This is a genomic window from Pantoea sp. Ep11b (genome assembly GCF_040783975.1).
GTDB lineage: Bacteria > Pseudomonadota > Gammaproteobacteria > Enterobacterales > Enterobacteriaceae > Pantoea.
Window position 1 is genome coordinate 3,479,879 of record NZ_CP160631.1, and the last position, 17,187, is coordinate 3,497,065.

General features: G+C 58.7%; 12 protein-coding genes. 2 read left to right on the top strand and 10 right to left on the bottom strand.

The window, feature by feature from the left end; genetic code table 11:
• Window positions 1-64 precede the first annotated feature (64 nt).
• The 6 genes from mltB to AB1748_RS16390 form a co-directional block, all read right to left on the bottom strand.
• Window positions 65-1,147, bottom strand: coding sequence for a lytic murein transglycosylase B (gene mltB, locus AB1748_RS16365; protein ID WP_111141439.1), 1,083 nt, complete (start codon window positions 1,145-1,147; stop codon window positions 65-67).
• Between the two features lie 149 nt (window positions 1,148-1,296).
• The gene (gene narI / locus AB1748_RS16370) at window positions 1,297-1,974 is read right to left on the bottom strand and encodes a respiratory nitrate reductase subunit gamma (protein WP_111141440.1); all 678 of its coding nucleotides are present in this window, start codon (window positions 1,972-1,974) and stop codon (window positions 1,297-1,299) included.
• Window positions 1,971-2,699 carry a nitrate reductase molybdenum cofactor assembly chaperone gene (gene narJ, locus AB1748_RS16375; RefSeq protein WP_111141441.1) on the bottom strand — a complete coding sequence of 243 codons (729 nt, stop codon included), beginning with the start codon at window positions 2,697-2,699 and terminating at the stop codon, window positions 1,971-1,973. The genes narI and narJ overlap by 4 nt, the downstream gene beginning before the upstream one ends.
• Window positions 2,696-4,240 carry a nitrate reductase subunit beta gene (gene narH / locus AB1748_RS16380; RefSeq protein ID WP_111141442.1) on the bottom strand — a complete coding sequence of 515 codons (1,545 nt, stop codon included), beginning with the start codon at window positions 4,238-4,240 and terminating at the stop codon, window positions 2,696-2,698. The genes narJ and narH overlap by 4 nt, the downstream gene beginning before the upstream one ends.
• On the bottom strand, window positions 4,237-7,998 hold the full coding sequence (locus tag AB1748_RS16385) for a nitrate reductase subunit alpha (protein ID WP_367395784.1): 3,762 nt from the start codon (window positions 7,996-7,998) through the stop codon (window positions 4,237-4,239). The genes narH and AB1748_RS16385 overlap by 4 nt, the downstream gene beginning before the upstream one ends.
• A 101-nt stretch (window positions 7,999-8,099) precedes the next feature.
• Window positions 8,100-9,491: a NarK family nitrate/nitrite MFS transporter gene (locus AB1748_RS16390; protein WP_293770335.1), complete on the bottom strand. Its 1,392-nt coding sequence runs from the start codon at window positions 9,489-9,491 to the stop codon at window positions 8,100-8,102.
• A 316-nt stretch (window positions 9,492-9,807) separates the two neighbouring features.
• Between AB1748_RS16390 and narL the strand changes: the two genes are divergently transcribed.
• Entirely contained in the window at window positions 9,808-10,455 is a 648-nt protein-coding gene (gene narL / locus AB1748_RS16395) for a two-component system response regulator NarL (protein WP_111142182.1), read from the top strand.
• Window positions 10,456-10,763: 308 nt separating this feature from the next.
• On the top strand, window positions 10,764-13,325 hold the full coding sequence (mutS, locus tag AB1748_RS16400) for a DNA mismatch repair protein MutS (protein ID WP_367395785.1): 2,562 nt from the start codon (window positions 10,764-10,766) through the stop codon (window positions 13,323-13,325).
• 140 nt (window positions 13,326-13,465) lie between these two features.
• On the opposite strand, the gene rpoS is transcribed toward mutS, so the two are convergent.
• From rpoS to surE, 4 genes are all read right to left on the bottom strand, one after another.
• Entirely contained in the window at window positions 13,466-14,458 is a 993-nt protein-coding gene (gene rpoS / locus AB1748_RS16405; RefSeq protein WP_009086923.1) for an RNA polymerase sigma factor RpoS, read from the bottom strand.
• Window positions 14,459-14,515: 57 nt separating this feature from the next.
• Complete coding sequence (gene nlpD / locus AB1748_RS16410) at window positions 14,516-15,616, bottom strand: murein hydrolase activator NlpD (protein WP_367395786.1); 1,101 nt, start codon at window positions 15,614-15,616, stop codon at window positions 14,516-14,518.
• Between the two features lie 162 nt (window positions 15,617-15,778).
• On the bottom strand, window positions 15,779-16,405 hold the full coding sequence (locus AB1748_RS16415) for a protein-L-isoaspartate(D-aspartate) O-methyltransferase (protein WP_293770342.1): 627 nt from the start codon (window positions 16,403-16,405) through the stop codon (window positions 15,779-15,781).
• Window positions 16,399-17,160: a 5'/3'-nucleotidase SurE gene (surE, locus tag AB1748_RS16420; protein WP_367395787.1), complete on the bottom strand. Its 762-nt coding sequence runs from the start codon at window positions 17,158-17,160 to the stop codon at window positions 16,399-16,401. The genes AB1748_RS16415 and surE overlap by 7 nt, the downstream gene beginning before the upstream one ends.
• Window positions 17,161-17,187 lie beyond the last annotated feature (27 nt).

Below are 17,187 nucleotides of genomic sequence, written 5' to 3' on the forward strand. Positions count from 1 at the left end.
TCAGCGGCGCGGTGGCCTGAAAAAGGGCGTCATCATATAACCTTACAGTTAATAAGGACAGCCTTTATAACAGACCGCCCTGCCGTGCCTTGCTCACCGCCTCGCCCAGCTGCCACACCGCCATCGCATAATGGGTGCTGTGGTTGTAGCGGGTGATCACGTAGAAATTGGGTAAGCCGTACCAGTACTGATAGCTGGTGCCCAGATCGAGGCGCAGCAGGCTGACCTGATCGTTTCCATCCAGCGAACCCTGCGGTGACAGGCCGGAAGCCGCCAGCATGCTCACGCTGTAGCGGGTTTTAAAGCCATCTTCCAGCATCGGCGCCTGGCCGCTGGCCGGAACCGCCACATTTTCGCCGCTGCGCCAGCCATGCTTCTGGAAGTAGTGCGCCACACTGCCAATGGCGTCCACCGGATCCCACAGGTTGGCATGACCGTCGCCGTTGAAATCAACCGCATAGTCATTGTAGGAAGAGGGCATAAACTGACCGTAGCCCATTGCCCCGGCAAACGAGCCTTTCAGCGCCAGCGGATCATCCTGCTCTTTACGCGACATCAGCAGAAAGGTCTCCAGCTCGCTGCTGAAGTAGGCGGCGCGGCGCGGATAGTTAAACGATAAGGTCGCCAGCGCATCCAGAATGCGGGTTTTGCCCATCACACGACCCCAGCGGGTTTCCACGCCGATGATGCCGACAATAATTTCCGGCGGTACCCCATAGACCTGCTGCGCGCGTTGCAGCGCATCCTGATACTGATTCCAGAATGCCACGCCGTTCTGCACGTTGTCCGGGGTGATGAACTTGTTGCGATAGCGGATCCAGGCGCCGTTAGGACCCGGCGCAGGCGTGTAGCTCGGCGCCTGACGATCCATCAGCCGCAGCACGTAATCCAGTCGTTTTGCCTGCCCGATGATGTTGTGCAGCTGCTGACGATCAAAGTCATGCTTCTCCACCATCTTATCGATGAACTGTTCGGCTGCCGGATTACCGGCGAAGTCACCAGACATCGCCTGTCCGCTGTGCGCCGGCTGCAGTAAAAAACCGCCCTGCGGTGCAGGCAGCATCTTCTGCTGTGAAGGAACTTCAGGTTTGCTGCTGCAGGAAGCCAGAAGCGGAATAAACGCAAGAAGGGCTAACTTGAAACGCATCGGTTATCCATAAACGAGGGGTGAATTCAGATGCGCTAATAGTAGACGTTCAGGACCATGACATACAGGTCAAAATCTTAAAAAAACGTCAATGAGGGGAGCGGTCACGATGGCCGCGGGGGAGGGTTTTTCCCGCGGCCAGGCTGCGTTTAGCGGCGGTTTCGCACCAGCTGATAGCGGCGGGTCAGATACTCAACCGGCGCGCTCCAGATGTGCACCAGGCGGCAGAACGGAAAGAGCAGGAACAGCGTCATTCCCAGCACCATGTGGATGCGATAGATCAGCGCCACCCCGTCCAGATGCTGAGACGCACCCGCGTGGAACGTCACCACCGCCTGCGCCCAGCCCACCAGCTTCATCATTTCACTGCCGTCCGGATGCTGAGCGGAAAAAGGGATGGTCAGCAGGCCCAGCGTGGCCTGCGCCACCAGCAGTGTGATGATCAGAATGTCACCGACGCTGCTGGTGGCGCGCACCCGGGGATTGGTCAGCCGGCGCTTCAGCAGCAGCGCCCCACCCGCCAGGGTCATTGCACCGAACAGGCCACCGGCGATCATCGCCAGCTTCTGCTTCACATCGATCGGCAGAAAGGATTCATACATCCAGTGCGGCGTCAGCATCCCGACGGCATGACCAAAGAAGATACCGATGATGCCGATGTGGAAGAGGTTGGAGGCGAGGCGCATCCCCTTCTTGTCCAGCATCTGGCTGGAACCGGCGCGCCAGCTGTACTGCCCGTAGTCATAGCGCAGCCAGCTTCCCACCAGGAAGACCGTCCCGGCGAGATAGGGGTAAATATCGAAGAAGAAGGTGTTGATAAAATTCATGCTGATTCTCCAGTGGTACGCGCCGTGGCCGCGGCGATATCCAGATACTGCGGCGTGACCGCAGCGGCGAAGCGACGCTGATGCATCGCCTGCTGCGCCGGGACACAGCCCTGTTCGCCGAGAAATTTAATCTGCTCCTCTTCCCAGACGGCATCGAGCGCCGCCGGGGTGTCGTCGCGTGCCTCCTGCGCTACCTGCGGTTTCAGCGCCGCAGCATCCACTGCGCTGCCGGAGAGCGCCAGCAATGCCGCGAAAAGGTCGGCGTAAGGACTCTGTCGCGCCTCAAGGCGGGCGGTCAGCAGTGCCAGAATCGGTACGATGTCATCCAGCCCCTGACGGGCGTCCTCATCGCTTTTGCAGGCGAGATACTCAAGGTAAAGCGGCAGATAGTCGGGCAGCTCTTTGCTGTCCAGCTCCAGACCGTCGGCGCGATACTGTTCCAGCAGATCGACCATCGCCTGACCGCGGTCGCGTGACTCCCCGTGCACATGTTCAAACAGCAGCAGCGAGGTGGCGCGGCCGCGATCGAACAGTTCGCAGTAGTCAGCCTGCACGTCGAGCAGAGGCCGGGCGCAGAGCTGCTGAATAAAGTCTGCCAGCCGTGCGCGCTGCGGCTCGCTGAGTTCGCAGGCGCTATCCAGCGCCTCCGTCAGGTCGCGGGCGTGGGTAAAGAGCGCCTCGTCCGGGTAGTCGAGCAGGCGCGACACAATACGCAGCGTGATCATGAGGCATCCTCCGGGCGCGTCGTCTTCTTACCGATGTCGATAGCATCAATACGGCGGCTGTTGAACAGGTTAAATTTGCTGTCGCTGCCGCGGCAGCCATCGCCAAAGCTGAAGCCGCAGCCCTTGCTTTCCGGGAAGGCTTCGCCTGCCAGTTCGCGATGGCTGGAGGGCACCACAAAGCGATCCTCATAGTTTGCGATCGCCAGATAGCGGTACATCTCCTGCGCCTGTGCTTCGGTCAGGCCGACCTGCTCCAGCGCCCGGATATCCCGCTCTCCCTCCACGCTTTCCGCGCGCTTGTAGTGACGCATCGCCAGCATCCGCTTCAGCGCCATCAGCACCGGCGCGGTGTCACCGGCGGTCAGCAGATTCGCCAGATACTCAACCGGAATCCGCAGGCTTTCTACATCCGGCAGCACGCCGGTGTGCGCCAGCGCGCCGCCATCTGCCGCCGACTGAATCGGTGACAACGGGGGCACATACCAGACCATCGGCAGCGTACGGTATTCAGGATGCAGCGGCAGCGCCAGCTTCCACTCCATCGCCATTTTGTAGACCGGCGAGCGTTGCGCCGCATCGATCACGCTCTGCGCGACGCCATCTTTCAGCGCCTGGGCGATCACCACCGGATCGTTGGGATCAAGGAAGATATCCAGCTGGCTCTGATAGAGATCCTTCTCGTTTTTCGCAGCGGCCGCCTGTTCGATCCGGTCGGCGTCATAAAGCAGCACACCGAGATAACGGATCCGGCCGACACAGGTTTCCGAGCAGACGGTGGGCTGACCCGCCTCGATACGCGGATAACAGAAAATACATTTTTCTGATTTGCCGCTTTTCCAGTTGAAGTAGATTTTCTTGTAGGGACAGCCGGTCAGGCACATCCGCCAGCCGCGACATTTATCCTGATCGATCAGTACGATGCCATCTTCGCCGCGCTTGTAGATTGCGCCGCTCGGACAGGTCGCCACGCACGCCGGGTTAAGACAGTGCTCACACAGGCGCGGCAGATACATCATGAAGGTGTGCTCGAACTGGCCGTAGATCTCCTTCTGGATGTTGTCGAAGTTCCTGTCCTGCGAGCGCTTGGCAAACTCGCCGCCGAGGATCTCTTCCCAGTTCGGGCCGTTCTCGATCTTTTTCATCCGCTGACCGGTGATCAGCGAGCGCGGGCGGGCGATCGGCTGATGTTTACCGGCGGGTGCCGTGTGCAGATGCTGATAGTCAAAATCAAAGGGTTCATAGTAGTCATCCAGCGCAGGCACGTCAGGGTTGGCGAAGATCTTCGACAGCAGGCCGACGCGGCTGCCCATGCGCGGCTCCAGCCTGCCGTTGATCTTACGGATCCAGCCGCCCTTCCACTTCTGCTGATCTTCCCAGGCGTGCGGATAGCCGACGCCCGGCTTGCTTTCCACATTGTTAAACCAGGCATATTCCATGCCTTCGCGGCTGGTCCAGACGTTTTTACAGGTTACCGAGCAGGTGTGGCAGCCGATACATTTGTCGAGGTTCAGCACCATGCCGACCTGTGAACGAATTTTCATGGTTTTACCTCCTGCTGGCTGCCCTGGCAGGCATCGTTGCCCTCGCCATCTAACCAGTTAACGTTGTTCATTTTTCTTACCACCACAAACTCATCGCGGTTAGAGCCGACGGTGCCGTAGTAGTTAAAGCCCCAGGAGAGCTGCGCATAGCCGCCGATCATATGCGTCGGTTTCGGGCAGGTACGCGTCACCGAGTTATGGATCCCGCCGCGCTGGCTGGTGATCTCCGAGCCGGGGATATTCACGATGCGCTCCTGCGCGTGGTACATCATGGTCATTCCGGCCGGAATACGCTGGCTCACCACCGCGCGGGCGGTCAGCGCCCCGTTGGCGTTGAACGCCTCGATCCAGTCGTTGTCCGCAATGCCCAGTTCGCGGGCGTCATCTTCACTCATCCAGACGATCGGTCCGCCGCGCGACAGCGTCAGCATCAGCAGGTTGTCGCTGTAGGTTGAGTGAATGCCCCACTTCTGGTGTGGCGTCAGGAAGTTCAGCGCTTTCTCCGGGTTACCGTTGGGTTTGCTGTTCAGTAACGGTTTCGCCGCGCGGGTATCGACAGGCGGACGATAGACCATCAGGCTCTCGCCAAAGGCGCGCATCCACTCATGATCCTGATAGAGCTGCTGACGGCCGCTCAGCGTACGCCACGGGATCAGCTCATGGACGTTGGTGTAGCAGGCGTTATAGGAGACATGCTCATCTTCCAGACCAGACCAGGTCGGGCTGGAGATAATTTTGCGCGGCTGCGCCTGGATGTCGCGGAAGCGGATCTTCTCATCTTCCTTGTTCAGCGCCAGATGGGTGTGATCGCGGCCGGTGATCTCGCCCAGCGCCTGCCAGGCTTTTACCGCCACCTGCCCATTGGTTTCCGGGGCCAGCGCCAGAATCACCTCTGCCGCATCAATTGCCGTGTCGATATTGGGCTGACCCGCTGCCGGGCCTGCCGCTTTGACATAATTGAGCTGCTTGAGGAAATCGACCTCTTTGCAGGTGTTCCAGCTGATACCTTTGCCGCCGTTACCCTGGGTTTCCAGCAGGGGTCCCAGGGAGGTGAAGCGTTCCCAGGTCGCCGGATAGTCGCGCTCCACCACCATGATGTGTGGTGCGGTTTTGCCGGGGATCAGGTCACACTCGCCCTTTTTCCACTCTTTTGCGTCAAACGGCTGCGCCAGCTCCGCAGGCGAGTCATGCAATACCGGCAGCGTGACGACATCGGTTTCCACCCCCAGATGGCCCGGGCAGAGATCGGAGAACGCTCTGGCGATGCCTTTATAGATCTCCCAGTCACTTTTCGACTCCCACGCCGGATCAACAGCGGCTGACAGCGGATGAATAAACGGATGCATGTCCGAAGTATTCATGTCGTCCTTTTCATACCAGGTCGCAGTGGGCAGCACGACATCGGAGTAGAGGCAGGTACTCGACATACGGAAGTCGAGGGTGACCACCAGATCGAGTTTGCCTTCGGCCCCCTGCTCCTGCCACTCCACCTCTTCCGGCTTCTCGCGGCCCTGCTGGCCTAAGTCTTTACCCTGAATGCCATTTTCAGTGCCCAGCAGATACTTCAGCATGTACTCATGGCCTTTACCTGACGAGCCAAGCAGGTTGGAGCGCCAGACAAACAGGTTACGCGGGAAGTTCTGTGGATCGTCCGGCTGCTCGGCCGCAAAACGTACGGTGCCCTGCTTCAGGCTCTCTACGGTGTACGCCAGCGGCGACTGTCCGGCCGCTTTCGCCCGTGCCGCGATGTGCAGCGGGTTGACGTTAAGCTGTGGCGCGGAGGGCAGCCAGCCCATGCGTTCGGAACGAACGTTGAAGTCGATCAGGCTGCCGGTGTAGCGGCGCTTATCCGCCAGCGGTGACAGCAGCTCCTCTGTCGCCAGGGTTTCATAGCGCCACTGGCTGGAGTGGTTATAGAAGAAGGAGGTGCTGTTCATCTGGCGCGGCGGACGCTGCCAGTCGAGGCCAAAGGCCAGCGGCGTCCAGCCGGTCTGCGGACGCAGTTTCTCCTGGCCGACATAGTGCGCCCAGCCACCGCCGCTCTGACCGACACAGCCGCAGAAGATCAGCATGTTCATCAGGCCACGGTAGTTCATGTCCATGTGATACCAGTGGTTCATACCGGCACCGACAATGATCATCGAACGACCGCGGGTCTTTTCGGCGTTTTCGGCGAATTCGCGGGCAATGCGGATAATGTTCTGACGGGAGACGCCGGTGATCTGCTCGGCCCAGGCCGGGGTATAGGCCTTGATCTCATCGTAGCTCTGCGCGCAGCTGGCATCCTCCAGGCCGCGATCCAGGCCGTAGTTGGCCAGCGTCAGGTCGTAGACGCTGGTGACCAGCGCCTCACTGCCATCCGCCAGCTGCAGCCGTTTCACCGGCAGCTTATGCCGCAGAATCTCATCCAGGGCAACGCTGTTGAAATGCTCGCGGGTGATGCCGCCAAAGTAGGGGAAACCGACCTCAACCACCTCGTCGTGGCTGCCGAGCAGGCTGAGCTGCAGCTCCACTTCCTGCTGTGTCAGGCCATCGCGCTGCTCCAGATTCCATTTGCCCTTCTCGCCCCAGCGGAAGCCGATAGAGCCCTGCGGCGCAACCAGTTCACCGGTCGCCTGGTTCAGCGCCACGGTTTTCCATTCCGGGTTATTTTCCTGACCGAGTCCATCCACCAGATCGCTGGCGCGCAGCTGACGGCCTGCGGCATAGTAGCCTCCCTCACGCGGCTCCAGCAGCACCAGCATCGGCATGTCGGTATAGCGGCGCACGTAGTCGCGGAAATAGGTGACTTCACGGTCAAGATGAAACTCTTTCAGCATGACGTGGCCCATTGCCAGCGCCATCGCGCTGTCGGTGCCCTGCTTCGGATTCAGCCACTGGTCGCACAGCTTGGCGACTTCGGCATAGTCCGGCGTGATCGCCACGGTTTTGGTGCCTTTGTAGCGCACCTCCGTAAAGAAGTGCGCATCCGGGGTACGGGTCTGCGGCACGTTTGAACCCCAGGCCATGATATAGGAGGAGTTATACCAGTCGGCCGACTCCGGCACGTCGGTCTGCTCACCCCAGGTCATGGGTGACGCAGGTGGCAGATCGCAATACCAGTCGTAGAAGCTCAGGCAGGTGCCGCCAATCAGAGAGAGGTAGCGCGCGCCTGCGGCGTAAGAGACCATCGACATCGCCGGGATGGGCGAAAAGCCCATGATGCGGTCCGGGCCAAAGGTCTTCGCGGTGCAGATGTTGGCGGCGGCGATCATCTCGTTGACCTCCTGCCAGCTGGAGCGGACAAAGCCTCCGCGTCCCCGCGCCTGTTTGTAGCTGCGGGCTTTCTCCGGGTTGCTGATGATGGACGCCCAGGCGTCAACCGGATCGCGGTGCTGCGCTTTTGCTTCCCGCCATAGCTGGATTAGCTTCTTACGCATCAGCGGATATTTCAGGCGGTTCGCGCTGTAGAGATACCAGGAGTAGCTGGCTCCGCGTGGACAGCCACGGGGTTCATGATTGGGCAGATCGGGCCGGGTGCGCGGATAGTCGGTCTGCTGGGTCTCCCAGGTGACCAGTCCGTTTTTCACATAGATTTTCCAGCTGCATGAGCCGGTGCAGTTCACGCCGTGGGTTGAGCGCACGATTTTATCGTGCTGCCAGCGGCTGCGGTAACCCTCTTCCCAGTCGCGGTTACTGTTGAGCGTCTGGCCGTGCTGGCCGGAAAAGGGCTCGGCCAGCTGTTTGAAATAACGAAATCGATCAAGAAACTTGCTCATCCGGAATACTCCTGAAGGCCTGGTATGACATTGCTGACTCTGTATCTGTCGCGACACAGAAAGGAAAATGGTGCCGGTGCGCCACACCGGCCTTGTTGTTATCAGGCGCGCGCTTTTCGCCCGTAAACCAGCCAGGTCACCGCGATGCAGCAGAGATAGAAGACCAGGAAGATTTTCATTGCGCCGGCAGGTGAGCCGGTCATAGCGAGCGACAGGCCAAAGGTCTGCGGGATAAAGAAGCCGCCCAGCGCACCGATCGCAGAGATAAAGCCCAGCGCCGCCGAGGTCTCGGTTGCCGCTTCACGCTGAGCCAGCGCATCGTCACCGCCTTCGGCTTTGATGCGTTCCAGCGTCAGTTTGCGGAAGATGACCGCAATCATCTGATAGGTAGAGCCGCTGCCCAGACCGGAGGTCAGGAACAGGCCCATAAAAATGGCGAAAAAGGCGATGAACGAGCCTTCGTGTCCGTCACCCGGCAGCGTCAGGAACAGCAGCGCGGCAAACAGCGCCATCAGCACGTAGTTGATCAGGGTGACGCGCGTACCACCAAAACGGTCAGAAATGATGCCGCCTGCGGAACGCGCCAGCGCGCCGATAAACGGCCCGAAAAAGGCGTAATGCATGATCACCACGCCAGGGAACTGGGTTTTGGTCAGCATGGCAAAACCGGCAGAAAAGCCGATAAAGGATCCGAACGTCGCCAGATAGAGCAGCGCCATCACCCACAGGTGCGGCCGTTTCAGCACTGGCAGCTGTTCACGCAGCGAAGATTTCGCCGCCGCCAGATCGTTCATGCCAAACCAGGCCGCGAGTGTGCCGACCGCCAGGAACGGCACCCAGATCCAGGCGGCGTTTTCCAGCCAGATACTCTCACCGGCGACGGTAGCGTGGCCTTTATCCGCAAACGCAAAAATCGCGCAGGAGATCGCCAGCGGTGCGACGAACTGCATCACGCTGACGCCGAGGTTGCCCAGCCCGCCGTTGATGCCCAGCGCGCCGCCCTGATGGGCTTTGGGGAAGAAGAAACTGATGTTACCCATGCTGGAGGCGAAGTTTGCGCCGCCGAAGCCGCACAGCAGGGCAATTACCATAAACGTTGCGAAGGAGGTCTGACTGTCCTGCACGGCGAAGCCGAGCCACAGGCAGGGGATGATCAGGATACCGGTACTGAAAGCGGTCCAGCGGCGTCCGCCGAAGATGGGAATGACGAAAGAGTAAGGCACCCGCAGCAGCGCCCCGGAGACAGAAGGCAGCGCGGTCAGCAAAAAGAGCTGTTCTGTGCTGAAGTTAAAGCCAACTTTATTCAGGTTAACCGCAACGGTGCTGAACAGCATCCAGACGCAGAAGCCCAGCAGCAGGCAGAACACAGAAATCCACAGATTACGGCTGGCGATACGTTTACCACGCGCCTGCCAGAACGCTTCATTTTCCGGCTGCCAGTCCTGAATTAAGGCGCCGCGCGTCGGGGTTTGCAAAGGGGCGGATTGGGTCATAACTCTCTCATCAGCAGAATAATAATTGTGCATATCCTGCGTATACGGCCTGGCGGCTTGCTTGATACAAATCAACGGCAGAGCAGGTTGCCCGCGCACGGCCGCTCCGGCTCATCCCGGTTAAGTAGCAGTCAGAAAAGCGATAACCCTTATAAATCATAAGGTTTAAACACACCTGACAGTGCTGTCCGCGAAAAGAGGGTCAGATGGAAATAAAGGAGTAGTCCTTTGGGGGTATGTGGCCTCCCTGCTTCCCCGTTAAAATAGGCCTCGTCGTCTGCGCGACGCTGGCGGTCTGACAGAAACAGGAGAGATTGTGACGGCTGAGAAATACACGCTCTTATTGATTGACGATCATCCCATGCTGCGTAGCGGGCTGAAGCAGCTGATGGCACTGGATCCGCGACTGCAGGTGGTGGCCGAAGCCGGTAACGGCACCGAGGGGCTGGCGCTGGCTCAGCAGCACGATCCTGACCTGATCCTGCTCGATCTCAACATGCCCGGTCTGAACGGTCTGGATGTCCTGACGCAGTTACGCGAAATGGCCCTGTCCGGTCGGGTGGTGGTGTTCAGCGTCTCAGATAACGAGGAGGATGTCGTCAGCGCACTGAAGCGCGGCGCTGACGGATATCTGCTGAAAGATATGGAGCCGGAAGCCCTGCTGAAAGCCCTGTATCAGGCGGCGGCCGGTCAGATTGTCCTGAGTGAAGCGCTGACGCCGATTCTGGTTGCCCGACTGCGTGAAGCGCAGCCTGCGCGGCCGCGCGACATCAGTCAGCTGACCCGGCGTGAACGGGACATTCTGCAACTGATCAGTGACGGGATGACGAACAAAGCCATTGCCCGCAAACTGGCGATCAGCGAAAGCACCGTCAAGGTTCACGTCAAATACCTGCTGAAGAAGATGAACCTCAAATCCCGGCTCGAAGCCGCTGTCTGGGCGTTGCAGAACGGGCTGCACTGACCGGGACCACGCCCTGAAGCAATCCTGTGGCGGTCTGGCCCGCTGAATGGCGGCATAAACCGCGAGCCGTCTCGCAGCAATCGCGCAGGGAGGTGAAAACCGCGACTTTTCTGTCGCCAGCCGCCGCCACATTTGCCAGGATGCCTGTCAGGTTTCACCCGGTCAGGATCGCAGCACCGCGTCAGGCTGGCATATGCCCTGCCCTATTCGTTATCATCGGGTCATCCTGCGCGCCGACGCTAATCCCTTTCGGTTTCATGGGCGTTGACCGCCAGAACTTTACCGCAGCAAAGATGAGTTAAAACCTTATGCAAGAGCCAACCGAAAAGGACTTTCCTTCTCATACGCCAATGATGCAGCAGTACCTGCGCCTCAAGGCAGAGCATCCTGACATTCTGCTGTTTTACCGGATGGGTGACTTCTACGAGCTGTTTTATGACGACGCTAAGCGCGCCTCACAACTGCTGGAGATCTCACTCACCAAACGCGGTGCATCCGCAGGTGAACCGATTCCGATGGCTGGTGTGCCCCATCATGCGGTTGAAGGCTATCTGGCTAAGCTGGTGCAGCTGGGTGAATCGGTTGCCATCTGCGAACAGATCGGCGATCCGGCGCTGAGCAAAGGGCCGGTTGAGCGCAAAGTGGTGCGCATCGTGACCCCCGGCACTATCAGTGATGAGGCGCTGTTGCAGGAGCGGCATGACAATCTGCTGGCGGCGATTGTGCAGAGCCCGCGCGGTTTTGGCTACGCCACTCTGGACATCAGTTCAGGCCGCTTTCGCCTGAGCGAACCCGCCGATGCCGAAACCATGGCGGCCGAGCTGCAGCGCACCAATCCCGCGGAGCTGCTCTACCCCGAAGATTTTCAGGCGATGTCACTGATCGACCAGCGACGCGGCCTGCGCCGCCGTCCGCTGTGGGAGTTTGAGATCGATACCGCGCGTCAGCAGCTTAATCTGCAGTTCGGCACCCGCGATCTTAACGGCTTCGGCGTGGAGAGTGCGCACCTGGGACTGAGCGCGGCGGGCTGCCTGTTGCAGTATGCCAAAGATACGCAGCGCACCACGCTGCCCCATATCCGCTCACTCAGCATGGAGCGGCAGCAGGACAGCATTATCATGGATGCCGCCACCCGCCGTAATCTGGAGATCACTCAGAACATGGCAGGCGGCACCGACAATACCCTGGCGGCCGTGCTGGATAAAACGGTCACGCCAATGGGAAGCCGGATGCTGAAGCGCTGGCTGCATATGCCGCTGCGTGATGTGGAGACGATCACCCAGCGCCAGGCGTCGATTGCCGAGCTGCAGAACCTCAGCGAAGCACTGCAACCGGTGCTGCGTCAGGTTGGCGACCTGGAGCGTATTCTGGCTCGTCTGGCTCTGCGCACCGCCCGCCCGCGCGATCTGGCCCGTATGCGTCACGCTTTCCAGCAATTGCCGGAACTTAACCGGCTGCTGGCCGATGTGCAGGCTCCTCTGCTGCAGAAGCTGCGTACCCGCATGGGCGAGTTTGCCGCACTGCGCGAGATGCTGGAGCAGGCGGTTATCGAGTCACCGCCGGTGCTGATCCGCGACGGCGGCGTAATTGCCCCCGGCTACAACGCGGAGCTGGATGAGTGGCGCGCGCTGGCCGATGGTGCCACCGACTACCTCGACAGGCTGGAGGTCCGTGAGCGCGAGAAGCTGGGGCTGGATACCCTGAAGGTCGGATTTAACGGCGTACACGGCTATTACATCCAGGTCAGCCGCGGGCAGAGCCATCAGGTTCCGATGCACTATGTACGCCGTCAGACGCTGAAAAATGCCGAGCGCTACATCATTCCGGAACTCAAGGAGTATGAAGACAAAGTCCTCACCTCCAAAGGCAAAGCCCTGTCGCTGGAAAAAAGTCTCTATGAGGCGCTGTTCGACCAGCTGCTGCCCCATCTTGAAGATCTGCAGCTGAGTGCAGCGGCGCTGGCTGAGCTGGATGTGCTAAGCAACCTGGCGGAACGCGCCTGGACGCTTAACTATTGCCGTCCGGTATTACAGGATAAAGCCGGGATTAAAATCAGCGGCGGTCGCCATCCTGTGGTTGAACAGGTGCTGAAAGAGCCGTTTATTGCCAACCCGCTGTCGCTGGCGCCTCAGCGCAGGATGCTGATTATTACCGGGCCCAATATGGGCGGTAAAAGTACCTATATGCGGCAGGCGGCGCTGATTGCGCTGATGGCCTGGACGGGAAGTTTTGTGCCCGCCGATGAGGCGCTGATTGGCCCGCTGGACCGCATCTTTACCCGCGTCGGGGCGGCTGATGACCTGGCCTCCGGCCGTTCGACCTTTATGGTAGAGATGACGGAAACCGCCAACATCCTGCACAACGCCACCGAAAACAGTTTGGTGCTGATGGATGAGATTGGCCGTGGCACCTCAACCTATGACGGTCTGTCGCTGGCCTGGGCCTGCGCCGAGAACCTGGCCAACCGCATCAAGGCCATGACGCTGTTTGCTACGCACTACTTTGAGCTGACCACCCTGCCGGAAAAAATGGAGGGCGTCGTCAACGTCCATCTGGATGCCGTCGAGCATGGAGAGACGATCGCCTTTATGCACAGCGTACAGGATGGCGCGGCGAGTAAGAGCTATGGTCTGGCCGTGGCCGCGCTGGCTGGCGTGCCCAAAGAGGTGATTAAGCGGGCGCGGAACAAGCTGAAGGAGCTGGAAACGGTGTCCGGCCACGCCGCGTCCTCGACCGTGGATGGGTCTCAGCTGCCGCTGCTGGTTGAGGAGACATCGCCTGCCGTAGAGGCGCTGGAAGCACTGGACCCGGATACGCTGACACCGCGTCAGGCTCTCGACTGGATTTACCGTCTTAAGTCGCTGGTCTGACACTCTGCCGCGCCGCCATGCGGTGCGGTTCTTCCCTGCTTTCCGCCTTCCGATCACGTCTCACTTTTCCGCAGGCATAAAAAAAGCGGTGGTTTTCACCACCGCTTTTCGCGTCAGTCAGCCGAATGGCTTAGTGACGATTATTCACGAAAGAGTGCTTCAATGTTGAGGCCCTGCGCCTGCAGGATTTCGCGCAGACGGCGCAAACCTTCAACCTGAATCTGACGTACACGCTCGCGGGTTAAGCCGATTTCACGACCCACATCCTCCAGCGTTGCAGCTTCATAGCCTAACAGGCCGAAGCGACGTGCCAGCACTTCACGCTGCTTGGCGTTCAGTTCGAACAGCCATTTGACGATGCTTTGTTTCATATCATCGTCCTGCGTGGTGTCTTCCGGGCCGTTGTCTTTTTCATCGGCCAGAATATCCAGCAGCGCTTTCTCAGAATCTCCGCCTAACGGCGTATCGACTGAGGTGATGCGTTCGTTGAGACGCAACATGCGGCTTACATCATCAACCGGTTTATCCAGCTGCTCAGCGATCTCTTCCGCACTCGGCTCATGGTCAAGCTTGTGGGAAAGTTCACGCGCAGTACGCAGATAAACATTCAGTTCTTTCACGATGTGAATCGGCAGACGAATGGTACGGGTTTGATTCATGATCGCCCGTTCAATAGTCTGACGAATCCACCAGGTGGCATACGTTGAAAAACGGAACCCGCGCTCCGGGTCAAATTTCTCAACGGCGCGAATCAGACCGAGGTTACCTTCTTCAATCAGGTCCAGCAGGGCTAAACCACGATTGCTGTAACGACGGGCGATTTTTACCACCAGGCGTAAGTTACTTTCAATCATACGGCGACGGGAAGGGATATCACCCCGCAATGCACGGCGAGCGAAGAACACTTCTTCCTCTGCCGTTAACAACGGAGAATAGCCAATCTCCCCAAGATAGAGCTGCGTCGCATCTAAGACACGCTGCGTCGCACCCTGTGATAGCAACTCTTCTTCCGCTACGTCGCTATCACTGGCTTCGTTTTCAACGAGAGCCTTCTCGTCAAAAATTTCAGCTCCGTTCTCATCGAATTCCGCGTTCTCATGTAACTCGTTTACTTTCAGCGTATTCTGGCTCATAAGCGGCTCCTACCCGTGATTCCAGGGCAGAACATAAAGCTGTTGTGTTCTGCCGGATTATCGCTGCGGTAAATAACGCAACGGGTTTACGGATTTCCCCTTGTAACGAATTTCAAAATGTAATCTGACTGAACTGGTTCCGGTGCTACCCATGGTAGCGATCTTTTGCCCCGCCTTAACTTCCTGTTGTTCCCGGACCAGCATTGTATCGTTGTGGGCGTAGGCGCTCAGGTAATCATCATTGTGTTTAATGATGATTAAATTACCGTAACCCCGGAGTGCGTTACCTGCGTACACCACGCGTCCTGAAGCCGTGGCAACCACAGATTGTCCGCGTGTCCCGGCGATATCGATGCCTTTATTGCCACCTTCGGCGGCAGAGAAGTTATCGATAATCTTCCCATCAGTCGGCCAGCGCCAGCTTCCGACCGGCGTTGAACTGTTGGTTGTGCTGCTAACCGTAGGGGGTGCGGTAATCACTGGAGCTGTTGTCGTTGCAACATTTGCTCCTTTCGAAGGCAACAGTTTGCTGCCACCCGAAGTTCCCGAATCATCAGAATACGTAATAACAGGTTGCTGTGCAACAGCAGGAGATTTAATTTGTGGTGCCGCCGGAACCCCGCCCTGCGTTGCATCAGCAGCGGTAATGGAATTTCCACCGGTAATCGGCTGGCCCGACCCATTTCCAATCTGTAAAGTCTGTCCGACATTCAGGCTGTATGGCGCAGGAACGTTGTTGCGCTGGGCTAAATCGCGGAAATCGTTGCCGGTAATCCAGGCAATGTAAAACAATGTGTCTCCGCGCTTAACGGTATAAGTTTCACCGGAGTAGCTACCCTTGGGAATATTCTGGTAACTGCGGTTGTACACTATACGGCCATTCTGCGTCTCAACATTATTGCTGGCACTAATCATTCCACCGCTGGCTGGGGCAGATGCTGAATTTCTGCTTAACATTTGTCCCTGAGTGGGTGCGGCAGGAATACCACCCGAAACCTGGCCTCCGCCCGACTGGCTATTCAGCATGCCGCCATCATCGCCGACGCGACTGATGGGCGCCTGAGAATTGTCGCCAGAGCTGCATCCTGCCAGCCAGAAACCTACCAGTGAAAGAGCCGCCAGACGGCGTAACTGAAAAAGTGTGCTTCCCGTGCTCATTAATCCCCCGTGATGGCAGCGCTGTTCTGTGTGTTTCACTGTACCTGCCAGCAGAATGCTCTGCATGGCGCGGTAAAATCTGCGTTTTTATTGAATAAACCGGATAGTAACAACATCAGCTACGTGGTGCCATGAAACAGTTGTGAAGAAATACGTAGAAGGTCAGGCCAGATCGCCCTGTACCAGAGGCACAAAACGCACCGGCTCGATGATCTCCTCCACGACATCTTCACCCTGACGACGCAGGCGCTTCAGTACCTGCTGATCCTCGCCAACCGGCAGCACCATAATGCCGCCTTCTGCCAGTTGTGCTATCAGCGCAATCGGAATTTCCGGCGGTGCCGCCGTGACGATAATGGCATCGAACGGGCCACGCGACGGCCAGCCCTGCCAGCCATCGCCGTGGCGGGTGGAGACATTATGCAGATCCAGCTGCTTGAGACGGCGTTTAGCCTGCCACTGCAGCCCTTTAATGCGCTCCACGGAATAGACGTGATCGACCAGATGGGCCAGAATCGCCGTCTGATAGCCGGAGCCGGTGCCAATCTCCAGCACCCGCGAATGCGGATTTAGCGCCAGCAGTGCGGTCATTCGCGCCACCATATAGGGCTGAGAAATCGTCTGTCCGGAGCCGATAGGCAGAGCAACATTGTCCCAGGCTTTGTGCTCAAACGCCTCGTCGATAAAACGCTCACGCGGCACGTCACTCATGGCCTTCAGCAGATTTTCATCGTCGATGCCCTGCTGACGCAGTTGTGACAGCAATGTCTCGATACGCCGGTTCACCATGCCAGGTTTACCTCAGCTTTGGTCAGCCAGTCGCTGAGCACATCCTGCGCGCTGTGCGCCGTTAAGTCGACGTGCAGCGCGGTGACAGACACGTAGCCCTGATCCACGGCGGCGAAATCCGTATCCGGCCCCGCATCCAGCTGTTCGCCGGGCGGGCCAATCCAGTAGAGGGTATTGCCGCGCGGATCCTGCTGGGCAATCACCTGATCGGCAGGATGACGGCTGCCGCAGCGCGTAACGCGGATGCCTTTAAGCTCTGCCAGTGGCAAATCGGGAACGTTGATATTGAGAATACGGCCCGTGCGCAGCGGTTCATGGGTCAGCGCCCTGAGGATGGCGCAGACCACCGCCGCCGCCGTCGCGTAGTGCTCGTGGCCGTTCAGCGACACCGCAATGGCCGGTAAGCCAAGATGCCGCCCCTCCATCGCGGCCGCCACCGTGCCGGAGTAGATCACATCATCACCCAGATTGGGACCGGCGTTAATGCCTGACACCACAATATCGGGACGCGGCTGCATCAGTGCATTCACCCCCAGATAGACACAATCGGTCGGCGTGCCCATCTGAACCGCGATATCGCCGTTTTCATGGGTAAAGGTGCGCAGAGGCGTTTCCAGGGTTAATGAGTTCGAGGCACCGCTTCGGTTACGATCGGGGGCAACCACCTGCACGTCAGCAATCTGCCGCAGGGCTTTCGCCAGAGTCTGAATCCCTGGCGCATGAATGCCGTCATCGTTGCTGAGCAATATCCGCATTTCGTTCTGACCTTTTTTTATTCGACT

Excerpts from the sequence above, each read along its gene's own strand:
- nlpD (WP_367395786.1), bottom strand. The coding sequence starts at position 15,616 with ATGAGCACGGGAAGCACACTTTTTCAGTTACGCCGTCTGGCGGCTCTT.
- surE (WP_367395787.1), bottom strand. The coding sequence starts at position 17,160 with ATGCGGATATTGCTCAGCAACGATGACGGCATTCATGCGCCAGGGATT.
- AB1748_RS16415 (WP_293770342.1), bottom strand. The coding sequence starts at position 16,405 with ATGGTGAACCGGCGTATCGAGACATTGCTGTCACAACTGCGTCAGCAG.
- narH (WP_111141442.1), bottom strand. The coding sequence starts at position 4,240 with ATGAAAATTCGTTCACAGGTCGGCATGGTGCTGAACCTCGACAAATGT.
- rpoS (WP_009086923.1), bottom strand. The coding sequence starts at position 14,458 with ATGAGCCAGAATACGCTGAAAGTAAACGAGTTACATGAGAACGCGGAA.
- AB1748_RS16390 (WP_293770335.1), bottom strand. The coding sequence starts at position 9,491 with ATGACCCAATCCGCCCCTTTGCAAACCCCGACGCGCGGCGCCTTAATT.
- mutS (WP_367395785.1), top strand. The coding sequence starts at position 10,764 with ATGCAAGAGCCAACCGAAAAGGACTTTCCTTCTCATACGCCAATGATG.
- mltB (WP_111141439.1), bottom strand. The coding sequence starts at position 1,147 with ATGCGTTTCAAGTTAGCCCTTCTTGCGTTTATTCCGCTTCTGGCTTCC.
- AB1748_RS16385 (WP_367395784.1), bottom strand. The coding sequence starts at position 7,998 with ATGAGCAAGTTTCTTGATCGATTTCGTTATTTCAAACAGCTGGCCGAG.
- narJ (WP_111141441.1), bottom strand. The coding sequence starts at position 2,699 with ATGATCACGCTGCGTATTGTGTCGCGCCTGCTCGACTACCCGGACGAG.
- narI (WP_111141440.1), bottom strand. The coding sequence starts at position 1,974 with ATGAATTTTATCAACACCTTCTTCTTCGATATTTACCCCTATCTCGCC.